Annotated in this window: 17 protein-coding genes; 7 read left to right on the forward strand and 10 right to left on the reverse strand. The window is 63.9% G+C overall.

Annotated elements, in window-relative coordinates; all coding sequences use genetic code 11:
- Nucleotides 1–8: 8 nt before the first annotated feature.
- The 5 genes from ubiT to R2669_RS06795 all read right to left on the reverse strand — a co-directional run bounded on the left by ubiT (nt 9) and on the right by R2669_RS06795 (nt 6,065).
- Complete coding sequence (gene ubiT, locus R2669_RS06775; RefSeq protein ID WP_316899344.1) at nt 9–434, reverse strand: ubiquinone anaerobic biosynthesis accessory factor UbiT; 426 nt, start codon at nt 432–434, stop codon at nt 9–11.
- Entirely contained in the window at nt 431–1,315 is an 885-nt protein-coding gene (locus R2669_RS06780) for a U32 family peptidase (RefSeq protein ID WP_316889465.1), read from the reverse strand. The genes ubiT and R2669_RS06780 overlap by 4 nt, the downstream gene beginning before the upstream one ends.
- A gap of 10 nt (nt 1,316–1,325) precedes the next feature.
- Nucleotides 1,326–2,342, reverse strand: coding sequence for a ubiquinone anaerobic biosynthesis protein UbiU (gene ubiU / locus R2669_RS06785; protein ID WP_316899346.1), 1,017 nt, complete (start codon nt 2,340–2,342; stop codon nt 1,326–1,328).
- Between the two features lie 45 nt (nt 2,343–2,387).
- Nucleotides 2,388–3,668: a hypothetical protein gene (locus tag R2669_RS06790; protein WP_316899348.1), complete on the reverse strand. Its 1,281-nt coding sequence runs from the start codon at nt 3,666–3,668 to the stop codon at nt 2,388–2,390.
- A gap of 75 nt (nt 3,669–3,743) precedes the next feature.
- Entirely contained in the window at nt 3,744–6,065 is a 2,322-nt protein-coding gene (locus tag R2669_RS06795) for an AAA family ATPase (RefSeq protein ID WP_316899349.1), read from the reverse strand.
- A 516-nt stretch (nt 6,066–6,581) separates the two neighbouring features.
- On the opposite strand from R2669_RS06795, the gene R2669_RS06800 reads away from it, so the two are divergent.
- The 4 genes from R2669_RS06800 (at nt 6,582) to hemP (ending at nt 8,913) form a co-directional block, all read left to right on the forward strand.
- Nucleotides 6,582–7,238 (forward strand): energy transducer TonB, encoded by a 657-nt coding sequence (locus tag R2669_RS06800; RefSeq protein WP_316873375.1) that lies wholly within the window; start codon nt 6,582–6,584, stop codon nt 7,236–7,238.
- A 48-nt stretch (nt 7,239–7,286) separates the two neighbouring features.
- Nucleotides 7,287–8,015 carry a MotA/TolQ/ExbB proton channel family protein gene (locus R2669_RS06805; protein WP_316873373.1) on the forward strand — a complete coding sequence of 243 codons (729 nt, stop codon included), beginning with the start codon at nt 7,287–7,289 and terminating at the stop codon, nt 8,013–8,015.
- Between the two features lie 9 nt (nt 8,016–8,024).
- Nucleotides 8,025–8,435: an ExbD/TolR family protein gene (locus R2669_RS06810; RefSeq protein ID WP_024975369.1), complete on the forward strand. Its 411-nt coding sequence runs from the start codon at nt 8,025–8,027 to the stop codon at nt 8,433–8,435.
- Nucleotides 8,436–8,628: 193 nt separating this feature from the next.
- Nucleotides 8,629–8,913 (forward strand): hemin uptake protein HemP, encoded by a 285-nt coding sequence (gene hemP, locus R2669_RS06815; RefSeq protein ID WP_316899351.1) that lies wholly within the window; start codon nt 8,629–8,631, stop codon nt 8,911–8,913.
- A 198-nt stretch (nt 8,914–9,111) separates the two neighbouring features.
- On the opposite strand, the gene R2669_RS06820 is transcribed toward hemP, so the two are convergent.
- The 5 genes from R2669_RS06820 to R2669_RS06840 all read right to left on the reverse strand — a co-directional run bounded on the left by R2669_RS06820 (nt 9,112) and on the right by R2669_RS06840 (nt 11,875).
- The gene (locus R2669_RS06820) at nt 9,112–9,525 is read right to left on the reverse strand and encodes a GlcG/HbpS family heme-binding protein (RefSeq protein WP_024972523.1); all 414 of its coding nucleotides are present in this window, start codon (nt 9,523–9,525) and stop codon (nt 9,112–9,114) included.
- A 305-nt stretch (nt 9,526–9,830) separates the two neighbouring features.
- Nucleotides 9,831–10,118, reverse strand: coding sequence for a hypothetical protein (locus R2669_RS06825; RefSeq protein ID WP_147217513.1), 288 nt, complete (start codon nt 10,116–10,118; stop codon nt 9,831–9,833).
- Nucleotides 10,119–10,369: 251 nt separating this feature from the next.
- Nucleotides 10,370–10,711, reverse strand: a complete 342-nt coding sequence (locus tag R2669_RS06830) for a hypothetical protein (protein WP_186829339.1) — start codon at nt 10,709–10,711, stop codon at nt 10,370–10,372.
- Between the two features lie 157 nt (nt 10,712–10,868).
- Nucleotides 10,869–11,108: a hypothetical protein gene (locus tag R2669_RS06835; RefSeq protein ID WP_027681102.1), complete on the reverse strand. Its 240-nt coding sequence runs from the start codon at nt 11,106–11,108 to the stop codon at nt 10,869–10,871.
- Between the two features lie 260 nt (nt 11,109–11,368).
- Nucleotides 11,369–11,875: a phasin family protein gene (locus R2669_RS06840; RefSeq protein ID WP_316899353.1), complete on the reverse strand. Its 507-nt coding sequence runs from the start codon at nt 11,873–11,875 to the stop codon at nt 11,369–11,371.
- 190 nt (nt 11,876–12,065) lie between these two features.
- On the opposite strand from R2669_RS06840, the gene R2669_RS06845 reads away from it, so the two are divergent.
- The 3 genes from R2669_RS06845 to nodI all read left to right on the forward strand — a co-directional run bounded on the left by R2669_RS06845 (nt 12,066) and on the right by nodI (nt 13,937).
- Nucleotides 12,066–12,476, forward strand: a complete 411-nt coding sequence (locus R2669_RS06845; protein WP_316899355.1) for a PRC-barrel domain-containing protein — start codon at nt 12,066–12,068, stop codon at nt 12,474–12,476.
- Between the two features lie 138 nt (nt 12,477–12,614).
- The gene (locus R2669_RS06850) at nt 12,615–12,815 is read left to right on the forward strand and encodes a YMGG-like glycine zipper-containing protein (protein ID WP_027681099.1); all 201 of its coding nucleotides are present in this window, start codon (nt 12,615–12,617) and stop codon (nt 12,813–12,815) included.
- A 159-nt stretch (nt 12,816–12,974) separates the two neighbouring features.
- Complete coding sequence (gene nodI / locus R2669_RS06855) at nt 12,975–13,937, forward strand: nodulation factor ABC transporter ATP-binding protein NodI (RefSeq protein WP_316899356.1); 963 nt, start codon at nt 12,975–12,977, stop codon at nt 13,935–13,937.
- Nucleotides 13,938–13,947 lie beyond the last annotated feature (10 nt).

Here is a 13,947-nt window from a genome sequence, read left to right on the forward strand (position 1 = left end):
CCCTCGTCCTACCGCGACTGCCAGCGGGCAAGCCACGCCGGGCGTGCTGCCGCATCGAGCCAGTTCTTGACGATCAGGCCAAGCTCCGTGTCGCCTGCAATCTTGAGGCGGCGCTGGAAAAACAGCGTGTCCGCATCGGCAGTCCCGCGAATGAGCGCAACAAAATCGCCCATGCCTGCACGCAACTCCAGCTCGGGCTCGGGGCTGGACGCAGAAAGCATGTGAAACGCTCCGCCGCGGCAGCAAAAACAGGCGCGCAGGCCCAGGTCCTCCACGGTAATGGCGAACCGGCGTCCGTCCAACTCCGGCGGCGGCGTCAACCAGGACAGACGCCGGGCCAGATCGAGCCCCATCACAAAGGGAAACGACGTCACCGGTGCCGGCAGGCGACGCGCCATGCGAACACACACTTCGGGTGGGCGCAGGCGCGTCATTGCGGCATCTCCAGCCACTCAATGCCGGACTGCCCGTGCCAGTAGCCGTTGCAGCGTCCAATGCCTTCGGGAGGCTGCACGTCCCGCACGGGGAGGCCCAGGCGCAGGGCATCCAGTGCCGCCACGGCGTCGAGCGTGCCACGCGATTGCGGGCTGACGCGCAGCACCTTCACGCCGAGCGCCGACAGCGCGGGCGCCTGATCGAGAATGTCGAGGCATTGCCCCGATTGCGTCTGGATGCCGTTGATGGCGAGAAACTCTTGGCCCTCACGCGTGCGCACCGCAAGGCCGTCGGGATGCTCGATGCAGCGGAAGCCGCAGTCGTCCTTATTCAGGCGAAAGTGCCGCGCCGTAAAGCAACGTGCGGAGAATGCCAGCGGCAAGCGCCCCCACACCAGCGCCTCGATCGCCAATTCGGCGGGCTTCTCGCGCATCAGGTCGGCCAGTGTGGCCTGGCTCATCTCCAGCGGCATGACCGCGCGCACCGCGCCCAGCCCAGCCAGCCATGCCAGCGTCGCGCCGTGATACGCGTTGCAATGCGGTCCGGCAACGAACGGTCGGCCTTTCAGCAACCGTACGGCGCCAAGCTCGCCGGCTTCGACCATCCAGGCGTCTTGCTGACATTGCTTGCGCAACGCCTGCGCCTCGGCACTCGTTTCGATGAGCGTGCGCGTCGACAGCACCACCGACTTGCCGGCCTCGCGCAGCATGGCCGCGATATCGAGCCAGTCGTCCGCCCGCAATTCATGGCGACGGCTGCAAACCGTTTCGCCCACGTAGACGATGTCAACCGGGCTGGCCGCGACTTCTGCATAGAAATCAAACGTCTGTAGCCGCGGCCAGTAGTACAGCAGCGGACCAAGCGAAATTTCGTAAGACATGATGTGCCTTCTATTTCCAGGGCCGATCAAACGCGCCCTGCGTGACGTGTGCGCCTTCGGCGTGGCGCACGAGTGCGGCCTGCCAGTCAGGCTTGACGGAGAAGCGCGCCGGGTCCGCCTGCGCGGCATCCAATGCGGCGCGCAACGTGGCCACCACCTGCGCGACATACGCCGGACTGCGCTGGCGCCCCTCGATCTTGATCGCCGATACGCCCATGGCGAGCAGCCGCGGCAACAGGCTCAGTGCGTTGAGGCTCGTGGGTTCTTCGAGCACGTGGTCGACCTCGCCGTCGACCAGGAAGCGCCCCTTGCACAACGTCGGATACCCAGCCGGCTCGCCCGGTGCGTATTGGTCGATCATGATGTTGTTCAGGCGCGCATCCAGACTGCCACCCCGCTCTACCCAGCGCACCGCATGCGCGGGCGAACACACGCCCTTGTTGTTGGGCGAATCGCCGGTGGCATACGACGACAACAGGCAGCGCCCTTCGGCCATCACGCACAGGCTGCCAAAACCGAACACTTCGATCTGCACCGAGGTCTGCTTGATCACGCGCTCCACTTCGGTCAAGGTCAGCACACGCGGCAGTACGGCGCGATGGATGCCGAACTGCTCACGCATCAGCTCGATGGCGTCCGCATGCGTGGCCGAACCCTGCACGGATAGATGCAACCGAAGGTTCGGATAGCGGTCGCGCGCATAGGCCATCAACCCCGGGTCGGCCAGGATCACGGCATCGGCGCCCAGCATGTAGGCAGCGTCGATTGCCATGCGCCACTCGATGGCACGGCCCGGCTGCGGAAACGTGTTGATGGCGAACAGCACCTGGCGCCCTTTCCGATGGGCCAATTCGACGCCGGCGCGGATGTCGCTCTCGGTAAAGTTCAGGCCGGCGAAGTTGCGCGCGTTGGTCGCATTCTTCAAGCCGAGGTAGACGGTGTCGGCCCCGGCTTCCACCGCAGCCTTGAGTGCGGCCAGGCTGCCGGCGGGCGCCACGAGTTCAATGGGGGAAGCGTTCTGTGTCATGGCGGCCAGTCTGCGACTTGTCCGCCAATGTGGTTTTGCGTTCCGTCAATCGCGCGCAAACGCTCGCGAGACACGACGAAACGTCAGCAGCGCGCGGCCCAGCATCGCGCCCAGCCACACGTGCGACAGCGCGAACAACATGCCCGCGGTCACCGCCATCCGTTCAGGCTGCAACGGCACCAGCAACAACGCCAGCAACACGAGCAACAGCAAGCGCGCGTGCCAATGCTGTTGCCGCTCGCCGATCAACGTCTGCATGGCCGGCAGCCGCACATGCCGCGGCACCCGCCTGCGCAAGTGCATCCAGATCATGAACGGGATGATCTTGCCGAGCATCGCGTTGACAGGCAGCACGCCGCCGCCCACCACGGCCAGCACGCCCATCTCCCACGCGATCGGCCAGCCTGATGGCAGCCACGATGCGCTCAATCCGAGCACGGCCACCGCCAGCCAGGCAGTCACCGCGGCCAGCCACAACCGCCAGCCCGGATCGTGCCGACGGCGCGCACCGGACACGGCACGCACGCCCACCATCGCCAGCGCAGCCAAGGCAAGCCATCCCCATGTCTGCCAGAACACCGTGCCACCCACGCTGGCGCACACGCTTCCGACAAGCAGGGGCGCCCACAGCCACCACGGCATCAGCCGATACCAGGACGCTGGTAGACGCGGTGTTTGCCAGAACATCGGCAACACCGTCGACGCCACGCCCGCGAGCAACGTCGCCAGCCAGCCGCCGAGACCCCAGCCGACATGCAGGTTCAGCAGCACTGGCGATGGCGCAAACCATCCGGTAGCCAACGCCGTGGCAAGCGTTGCGCCGCTCGCCAGCGTTGCCAACAAGGCCCAGCCGATGCGGCGCAGTGTTCGCACCGTCGCGTGCGTGGCGCGCGTCTGCCTCACACGCATGCCGGCAAGAAGGATCAGCATTGCGGGCACCGCCAGCAACGGCGCCCCCATCCACGCAGCCAACACGAACGCGCGTTGGTCCGCGCTCAAAAAGCCCGTTGCCAGCGCAGACGCCGTTGCCACGCAAGACAGCGCCACCCACGGCGACACCCATCTCGCGCCGCGCACAGGCACACCGGCCACGACCGGAAGCAGTTGGAATAGCGCGCCGAGCATCGCCGGCAAAAGCATGCCGACGGCCAAGGCGTGAACCAGCGCGAGCGACAGCGGAGCAAACCGGTCAGGCAAACCCACAGACGGCCCCAGCGCCAGCAGAAGACCGGCCGCCGCGCCCACCCACGGCACCGGCAGCAGGCAGCCGAACACCACGCCGGCAGGCGGCATGCGTTCGTAGAAAAGCGTGGGGGCAGTTGGCATCTGGCCGGCTGAATATCCATCCAGCCGACCACGTTAGCGCAGACGCGTCCACAAACCGTTGATGCGCGTTAAGCGTCAGCGCGGCGTGAATCCAATCGAGCGCCGCTCCCGCAACTCCGGCTTGATGGAATGCTCCTGCCGCAGTTGGGCAAGGAAGGCCTCGGGGTCAAGCGTCTCGCCCAGCAGCACAGACTGCTGCTTGACCACCGCAAAATCACCCGGCGTAAGCATGTCGAGCGACGCCAGCATTTCGCGCCACACCGGCTTGAGCGCCTCGGCTTTGCCGCCCAGTGCCTCGGCAATGAACATCTGCTCGCGCTGCGCCCGCACGAGCGGCTTGAAGCGGATCTTGAACGCAAACCGCCGCAGCGCCGCCTCGTCAATCCGATCAAACAAATTGGTGGTGCAGACGAAGATGCCGTCAAAGCGTTCCATGCCTTGCAGCATCTCGTTGACTTCCGACACCTCGTAATTGCGGACCGCGCCCTGGCGGCTCTGCATGAAGCTGTCCGCCTCGTCGAGCAGGAGCAGCGCGCGCTCCTCTTCGGCGCGCGAGAACATCGCCGCAATCTGCTGCTCGGTTTCGCCGACGTACTTGCTCATCAAGTCCGACGCGCGGCGAATCATCAACGGCATGTCGAGCTGCGCCGCGATGTGCTCGGCCAGCACCGTCTTGCCGGTGCCCGGCGGCCCGTAAAAGCACAACGTGCCGCGTCGCCGCGCACGCAGGGCTTCGATGATGCGCTCGACGGAAAACCGCGTCTCCAGATTCAGATAGTCCAGCTTGTATTCGGTCACGACGCGGTGCGCCGGCACGTCAGGACGCAAGCCCATCGCCTGATCGGCGTGGTCGAGCTGACGTTCGATCAGCGACTCGGCAGACTCCTCCATTGCCGGCTGCGTCAGACGTGCAAAGCGTGCGGCGGAATCGATCTGCGCAGGCGTGAGCGTCTTGCGCGCCGCCAGCTTGGCCATGAATGCGTCCGACACCTCCAGCCCTTCCAGATGCTTGCGGATGATGCTTTCGCGCACCGTCGGCGGCGGCACCTTCAGCTCAAGGTGGAACTGGAAGCGGCGCAGATACGCCGGATCGATCTGGCGAATGGAATTCGATACCCAGATCACCGGCACGGGGTTCTGCTCGAGCGTCTGGTTTACCCACGCCTTGCCGTTGACGGAGCCACGCGGCTCTTCGTGGCCGAACAGGCTCATCAGCTCGCGCGTCGGGCCGGGAAATACGTCTTCCACCTCGTCGAACAGCAGCACCGCGCCGGGCCGTCCGCGCAGAAACGCCTGTGACACCTGCAGAGAGCGATAGCGGTCTTTGCCTGTGAGGCTGTTGCCGTCCTTGTCGAGGCAATCCACTTCGTACAGCTCGCAGCCGGCATCGCGCGCCAGCACGCGGGCGAGTTCGGTCTTGCCGGTGCCGGGCGCGCCATACAGGAGGATGTTCACGCCGGACGCACGCAGCTGCGAGGCGTTTTCCAGCAGCGCCGTGAGGTAGCGCGCATCGGTTTCCACATGCGGGTAGTCGGACTGCGACAGCGTGGTCGGCGGCGCGGGGCGCGTGAAGACGGCCATCATGTCCGCCTCGCTGGCGTAGTCGCCCAGAAGTACATGCAACAGGCGGTCGGAGATACGCATCAGATCGCCCAGATCGGTGACGCTGTTCTCGGGCAGCGGCGGCTCGATCAGCCCCAGCGTCTCGAGCCGCGAACCTGGCCGCAATGACGCGGCAACCTCGGCCGTGCTTGCGCCCGCCAGGTTGGCGAGCAGCTGGAACGCCTCCTGGCTATGCGCGACCTTGCAGTCGACCATCACGGCGCGCAGGTCGCGCTTGTATTTCACCAGGGAGGCAAACAGCAGCAACGCACGTTCGTGCGGCGGCAGGCCCAGCACGCGAGCCAGCATGTCGATGTTGCCGACCAGCAGGACGCGCTCGCCGGAGAGCCGCTCCGCCAGCGCATCGCACGACGCGCCGAACACGGTGAACATGTCCTTGGCGTGATGCTTGACGTATTCATCCAGGTAATAGAACAGGGAGCCTTCATCGAAGGCGCTGCTCCACTGACCGTGGCGCTCCATGAAGGTCGGCAGGTCCAGCTTGCCGACCGCGCGCCAGCCTGGCATGTCGGCGCAGCGCGCAGACAGAAAGCGCTGCAGCCGCTGGATGACCGTGACGGGCCAGATCAGCTCCGGCGCGCAAACGGTGAGGATGTCGTTGATATTGGTGCGCAGATTGAAGCGCAGCCCCATCGCGCAGACCGTGCGCAAGGCAAATTGCGCGCACATGGAATCGAGCGAGGACAACAGCAGCGCCTGCGGCTGCCTGCCGCCCGTGGGGACGAATGTGCCATCGTCGTCAGCGTCGTCCATGTTGAGGTTGGCTTCATCCATGGTCGCCCCCTTCTTCCCCGTTTCACGGTTGGCCGGCCGGTCACCGTGTTTGAATGATTTTCATCCTAGCGCGTTTGCGCACACAGCGTACCCCGGGTGGACCCGTGTCTTTGCAAGTTGCGCGCCCGCAGCGCCTTAAATGGCCAACCGCCTGCACAGGCAGTTTCCCGCCATCAGCCGTCTGGACGTGAGCCTCACCCCACGAAAGAGAGGGAAATTCGCGCGCAAATAGGAATCATTATCGTTTATACTTTGCCTATCGGCCTCATAGACTGAACGCAAACTCTGTTCGGTTGTCGCAACACTGTTGCACTTGCAGGCCTACAATACCTGTCACGCTGGCGGCGGCCCGCTGGCTTCAACGCTAGGCGCCATGGAATTGCTCCTGAGTCTGCTCATCAGCATTGGGGTTTCACTGATCGTCTTCGGCAAGCGCTGACGCTGCGCCGCTTTCGTCGTTCATCCCACCACCATCGCATCGCACTCCTTTTTTCTGCTTTCGATTCACGGTCGTTGATGATTCACCCTCGTACTCTCAAGATCCTGGTGGTCGTGCTGTTGCTGCACGCGGGCGTGCTGATGCTGATTCAGCTTGGCCTGATCGCGCCGCGCCCGATTGTCGAAGAACCGCTGGAAATCCAGGCGCACATCATTCCGGCCGCGCCTCAGCCGATCAAGCAACCGGAGCCGCCCAAACAGCAACCGGTCAAGCAAGAGGCGCCCAAGCCCGTCAACATCGTGAAGCCGGTCGCGCAGCCCAAGCCCACGCCGATGCCGACGCCGACACTGCCGCCGTCGGACAACGCCCCGGTGGTGCCCGCCGCGCCGCCCGCGCCGCCGGCACCGGCTCCAGAACCTGCGCCCGCGCCGGCGCCCGTGTCGTCCGGCCCGATCAGCGTCGGCATCAATGACATCCAGTGCAGCGATCCGCCACTCGTCTATCCCAGCATGTCGCAGAAGATGGGCGAGGAAGGCCGCGCCATGGTCAAGATCTCGATCGGCACGGCCGGTGAAGTCACCAATGTGGCGGTCACCTCATCGTCCGGCTCACCGCGTCTGGACCGTGCCGCCGTCGATGCCGCGCGCGCCATCAAGTGCAGCCCTTATAAGCAGAACGGCCACGCCGTGCCCGTGGTGGCCAGCAAGCCGTTCGTCTTCAAGCTCGATAACTAATTCGATTCCGCTTCTCGCTTAGCCTCTCGCTCATTCAGGACATTCATCATGCAGGAACTCGGTCTTTCCCATCTCTGGACACAAGGCGATATCGTCACCCGCGCCACGGCGATTCTGCTGCTCATCATGTCGCTGGCCTCGTGGATCGTCATCTTCACCAAGGCATGGGACATCGTGCGTCTGAAGTCGATGGCGCAAGGCGCTGAAAAGCGTTTCTGGCACTCGGACGATTTCGATCACGCCATGCAGACGCTGGGCTCGCCCAAGGAAAACCCGTTCCACGTGCTCGCGCAAACGGGCCGCGAAGCCGCGCAGCACCACCGCGCCAGCCAGCCGCAGCTGCATGACGTGATGGACATCTCCGACTGGATCACGCGCTCGCTCAAGAGCGCCATCGATGAGTCGGTGGGCCAGATGCAATCGGGCCTGGCCGTGCTGGCATCGGTCGGCTCCACCGCACCGTTCGTCGGCCTGTTCGGCACGGTGTGGGGCATCTATCACGCCCTGCTCGGGATCGGCGCAGTGGGCGTGCCCACCATCGACAAGGTGGCCGGCCCCGTGGGCGAGTCGCTCATCATGACGGCCTTCGGTCTGGCCGTGGCCATTCCGGCGGTGCTCGGCTACAACGCGCTCACACGCGGCAACAAGGCCATCATCGCCAAGCTCAACCGGTTCGCGCATGACCTGCACGCGTATTTCGTGACCGGCGCGCGCCTGCGTCCGGGTGCCTCGCGGGACGAAGCCGGCGTTCGCCTGACTGCGGTCAAGCAGCAGTAAGGAGCCGCCATGTCTTTCGGATCTTTCGACAGCGATGACGAGGTGATGAGCGAGATCAACATGACGCCGCTGGTCGACGTCATGCTGGTGCTGCTGATCATCTTCATCATCACCATTCCGGTGATCAACCACGCGGTGAAGATCGACCTGCCGCGCGCGTCCAACAAACCCGACGATGCCAAACCCCAAAGCGTGAACGTCGAGATCAACGCAGACGGCCAGGTGTTCTGGAACAACCAGCCGGTTGACGAGGCCACGCTGCAGGCCGACATCGCGCAGGCCGCGCAGCAGCAGCCGCAACCTGAGATGCACCTGCGCGCAGACCGCAATGTGCGCTACGAGCGCGTGGCGCAGGTCATGGCTTCCATCCAGCGCGGTGGCCTTTCGCGTATCGGCTTTGTCACGGAGCCGCAGCACTGACGCGACCGACACCACGTAGCACCTCACGTAACCGGGCCACGCGCCCGGTTTTTTGTTCTCCGGGCACGGATCAGCCCATCGTCAGATCACGCTTGTAATGATAACGATTCTCATTTAATCTACCTTGCATTCGCTGCACGCATCCCGCCAGCCAACGCCTCAGCCCATGCTTCACGCCCGCCAGGACATCTCCATGAATGCTGCCGAACACCAAGACGCAGGACGTACCGTGACCCGTCGTCGCCACGTTATCGTGGCCCGCAAGCGCCCTGCGTCCCTGGGGGAAACCGTGCCCACCACGTCGCCTGCCTCCGCAACATCCCGCGCCGCTCACGAAATGCCCGGTGCCATCGGCGACACGCGCGTGATGACCTCCGAGCAACTATTTGCCGGTCAGAATGCCGTCGCCATCCGCCACAACGGCGCGCTCTACACGCTGCGCGTGACGCGCTTCGGCAAGCTGATCCTGACCAAGTAACACCGCAACACGCACCGACTTTTGTGGGGACGTCTCTCTCAGGAGACATTCGGCCGTAGCCAGCCGTCATCATTTCGCATTGCCGGACGACCGCCAGCCAAGCCGTTCTTTATCCTCCACCGCGCCCAAAGAAAAAAGGGCACGACCTGCGCCGCGCCCTTCCCTTTGTTGATTCGTTTAGGTGATTGCGATTGCGTATCAGCAGATCACATTCACCGCGGCAATGCCCGCCTTGGCGATCACGACATCCTCGGTCGACTTCACGCCCGACACACCCACCGCGCCGGCACAGACGCCTTCTACCATCACGGGCACGCCACCTTCCAGCATGCCCTGCAGATGCGGCGCCGACAGGAACGAGATGCGACCGTTATTGATGATGTCTTCGTAGATCTTCGACTCGCGACGACCCAGCGCTGCGGTGCGCGCCTTCTCCGGAGCGATGTACGCCGAGATGGTGGCGCAGCCGTCCATGCGGCGCAGGCCCATCAGATGGCCGCCATCGTCCACCACCGCGATCGTCACGTTCCATTGGTGCGCACGCGCTTCTTTCTCGGCGGCGTCCAGGATCTTGGTGACATCGTCCTGGCACAGGCACGGTTTCGTTTTCATGACGTTCTCCTTGGTGGTTGTAATGCAAAGGCGCAAGGGCTGCGTAAAGCCCGTATCAGGCAAAAGTATGCCACCGGCATTGGTCGTTCCTCGGCATGATCCTGCACCCAGGACGCAAAAGAGCCGATACATTCCTGCGTTTCAGTATCGTCGAGGATCGTTCCACCTGCGCCGTGTGTCAGCGTTTCCTGCACCTTTGCCGGCCAACGTTAACGCGCGCATGCGCCAGAAATATCCAAAAAAAAGCCCGGGTATCGCCCGGGCTTGATGTTGCGATGCGGCAGCGATCCTGACGCCGCCCCCGTTTATGGTTGACGGCCGGAGCAGGCGCCATCCGTGTACGGATCGGCACGCCCTGTCTTGGCACCGTCGGTGTAGGGGTCGGCGCGGCCCATTTTCGCGCCGTCGGTGTAAGGATCAGCGCGGCTTACCTTGGCGCCGTCGGTATAGGCATCGGCGCGGCTCACCTTGTGGGCAGGCTGATACGGATCGATCGAGCCGGCGTGCGCGACCGCCGCGCTTAGCGCCAGGGCCAAGCCGCTTGCGGCTGCAACCAGCGTGCGCGTTGCAAAGCGTTGCGTGGTGACTTGCATGTGGACTCCTTCGGTCATGAGACTGCGAACATGACGTGCACCGCTGCGGCGCACGTGCCCGCGCTCGTTCACGCGGACGTCATATCGACCAGCTAGGGGCGCCACCAGTTCTACACCGCGCCGCTTTGTCACGGGGCTGGCGCGCACGGCCTACCTGTCACCGAGATTGGACGCAGATGCCGTGCCACGTGCATACGTCCGCCAAAGAAAAAAGCTCCCAAAGGAGCCCTTCTCTTACCAAGGTAGGTCGCTCAACGCCAATGGCCCCAGCGATGTCCGTCGTACCAGCGGTAACGCGGACCCCACCGGTACCAGCCGGCACCCACCACAACCGGTGCCGGGCCATACGCGGGCGGGCCGTAATACACAGGAGCCGGAGCGTAATACGCCGGGGGCGGCGGGGGTGCGTAATAAACCGGCGGCGGAGGCGGCGGCGGGTAATACACCGGCGCAGGCGCAACGTACACGGGCGCCACCGGCACGCCAAACCCGATGCCGACGCTCACGTGCGCCGACGCCATCTGCGGCACAGCCAGCACTGCCAGTGCGGCTGCACCTGCAATCCACAGCACATTGCGTCGAATCATCTTCATCACCTGCGGCTTGGAGCGCCGGGCAAATCCGTAGCCGGCGCGGAATACGGTATTTGTATTGTATTCAGGGCCGCTGACACAGGTGATACGGCGCTGGCGAATTGGTAACAGAACGTAACGCCACGCCGCGAGGCCAGCATCATTAAAATCGCTGACATCAATCCAGCGCGGGGCTGCAGTCAAGTTCGCCGGAAGCGATCATCGCTTCGGCATATGCGCGCGCCGCCTCCATGGCGCTTGAAGCGCTCGGATACGTGTTGGCCGATGCGCGCACCGTCGTACGGGCTAACAGGGTCTCGCCATCGCTGACGCGCAGGATACTGACTTCGGCGCGCCACGCTTGCGGCGAGAGTTCATAGGCAGATACCTCGATTTTGCAGTCGTCTCGGAAAGTCATGCGTCCTCCGTGTCGTATTGGATAAGCCAGGCTGCGCGTCAATGCACGAACAGCCAGATCACCAGCAACACAATCGCGGGAACACCCAAGAGCCACGCAACGAGATAGGACATGACGACCTCCTACATGTTGATAGGCATGTAGGAAGTGTAGAGATGCGCGCACGGGCGGACTGTCGACCTCCGCCCGTGCTGTTTTGTAGGACTGTACCGAAATGACTGTCGGCCCACGCCGACGCTTCTCACCCGTATAGAGGAGGTTCAGCGTGCAGTGCCGTCCCTGGCGGCCACGTCACTTGGCAGAATCCGGCTCCCGCCGGCATCCTCAGCCGCTTCTGCGGCGGCCACCTCCAGACCCACGGACGCCTTGAAAAAATTCACCGCCGCCTCGGCCCCCGGAGGCGCCGCGTCCGCAAGATTCTCGGCAACGAAACCCCATTGGCGACGCACTTCATCGCCGTGGCGTTGCAAGGCGCGGGCAATGCCGTTTTGGGTCTCCACGCCAATCTCTACAAAGTTGCGTGTGTAGCCGGAGACGCGTTCGCCCGCGGGTTGCAGATAGCGCGCTTGCGCATTCCACCATTCGCCTGCGTCCTGTGCGCCAGCGGCGTCTTGCAGGCAATGTTCCGTCTCGCCAAGACCCGCCTTGATGGCCTGCAGATTAAGCCCGATCAGGCGATTGACACCGCTCACCGCCTCTTCAGTGACGGCCATCCAGGTTTCAAGTTGTGATCGTTGCAGAACGCCGAGTTGCTCCAGAGTCATCATGTCGGTTGCTCCCTCGTGAGATCGATGATTACGGCCAGCAGGTGCCGGGCGTTTCAGTGTAGTTGCGTGCGAAGCCGATTTCCGCGACATCACCCGTTTGTCCTACAGGTCTTTCGGACGCGCTCGCCTGCGCCGGCAGCCATGTGCGCGTTAGAGTCGATTGCATCCTTCACCAGACCACGGAGTCACGATGAAACGTCTCGCTGCTGCCCTGCTCGCTACCGCCTCCATTGCCGCCGCGCCGCAAGCTTTCGCGCAAGTCGCGGGCCACGCCGCGCTCGGTGTATCCGTGACCGAACTCGATGCGGTCATCAAGGGCGTGAGTGTGAAGAAACAAGTGCTGGGCAAGACCATCTACAACGAAGCCAACGAGAAGGTTGGCAATGTGCAGGATCTGATCGTGACGCCGGAAAATGCCGTCTCGTTCGCCATCGTGGGTGCGGGCGGCTTTGTGGGTGTCGGCCGTCACGACGTGGCCATCCCAGTGAATCAATTCAAGTACGACCAAGGCAAGATCGTGCTGCCTGGCGCAACCAAAGACGCCATCAAGGCGCTGCCGGAATTCAAATACGAACGGCAGGAGAAGCCTGCCAAGGCCTGACGACCGGCGGAACTTTGCCATCAGAAGCCGTGCGCGATGTGTGGGAATCGGCTGACACGCCTTTCAGGCAACGTCACCTGCACATCACGGCGCGCACGACCTTCAATAGAGGCACACAAACGACAAAAGGAGTTTGTTATGCGTGCCTTCGTATCCTTGGTTCTGGCGGCCGCATTGGCATCCGTCAGCGGATGCGCGGACATGACGCCAAAGCAGCGTAATACCGCGTTGGGCGCAGCCGCAGGTGGTGTCGCCGGGGCGGCCATCTGGGGCGGCCCGGGCGCGACGCTCGGCGGCGCTGCGCTGGGTGGCGTGGTCGGTAACGCCGTCACCAAGTAACCCCGCCAAGCGCGCTGCGATGCGCGCGCTGCAAGCTCGGGCCAGGCCATGTTGCCTGGCCCTTTTTATTGCCTGAGAGCGACACCACGCCATCGCACATTCCCCTCATACGCATATGCAAATGCCGGCGCATAATCGGCGTTTTGCAACGGAGGCAATGTGCGATACGAGCAAGAGGGTTTTGGCGTGAGCAGCACACCGATCCTGAGCGTCGAAGGCCTGCGCAAACGTTACGGTGACCAGACGGTCGTCGACAACCTCAGCTTCAGCGTCCGGCGCGGCCAGTGCTTCGGGCTGCTTGGCCCCAACGGCGCCGGCAAGACCACCACGCTGCGCATGCTGCTCGGGATGGCGATGCCCGATGCGGGCAGCCTGAGGCTGTGCGACGAGCCGGTTCCCGAAGCCGCACACCGCGCGCGCATGCGCGTGGGCGTGGTGCCGCAGTTCGACAATCTCGACCCTGATTTCTCCGTCTCGGAAAACCTCCGCATCTTCGGACGCTACTTTGGCCTGTCGGCGGCGACCATTCGCGAGCGCATCCCAACCTTGCTGGAATTTGCACGGCTTGAACAGAAGGCTGATGCGCCTGTGCGTGCGCTTTCGGGCGGCATGAAACGGCGGCTGACGGTCGCACGCGCGCTGATCAACGATCCCGACATCCTCGTCATGGACGAGCCCACCACGGGCCTCGACCCGCAGGCGCGGCACCTGATCTGGGAGCGCCTGCGCTCGTTGCTGGCCGCCGGCAAGACCATCCTGCTGACCACGCACTTCATGGAAGAAGCCGAGCGCCTGTGCGATGAACTCTGCGTGATCGACAACGGCCGCAAGATCGCGCAAGGCAAGCCGCAGGAACTCATCGCTCGCGAAATCGGCTGCGACGTGGTTGAAGTCTACGGCGACGATCTCAACGCCCTGCGCGCGCTGCTCACACCCCTGGCGGAGCGCGTCGAAATCAGCGGCGAGACGCTCTTCTGCTACGCACGCGATCCGCAGCCGCTCGTGGCTGCCCTGCGCACGCAGGCAGAAACGCACACCATGCCCGGCCTGCGCTACCTGCACCGCCCGGCCAATCTCGAAGATGTGTTCCTGCGCCTGACTGGCCGCGAAATGCGTGATTGAGAGAACCCCA

Origin of the sequence: Ralstonia edaphi, assembly GCF_958350185.1 — a bacterium.
Classification (GTDB): Bacteria; Pseudomonadota; Gammaproteobacteria; order Burkholderiales; family Burkholderiaceae; genus Ralstonia; species Ralstonia edaphi.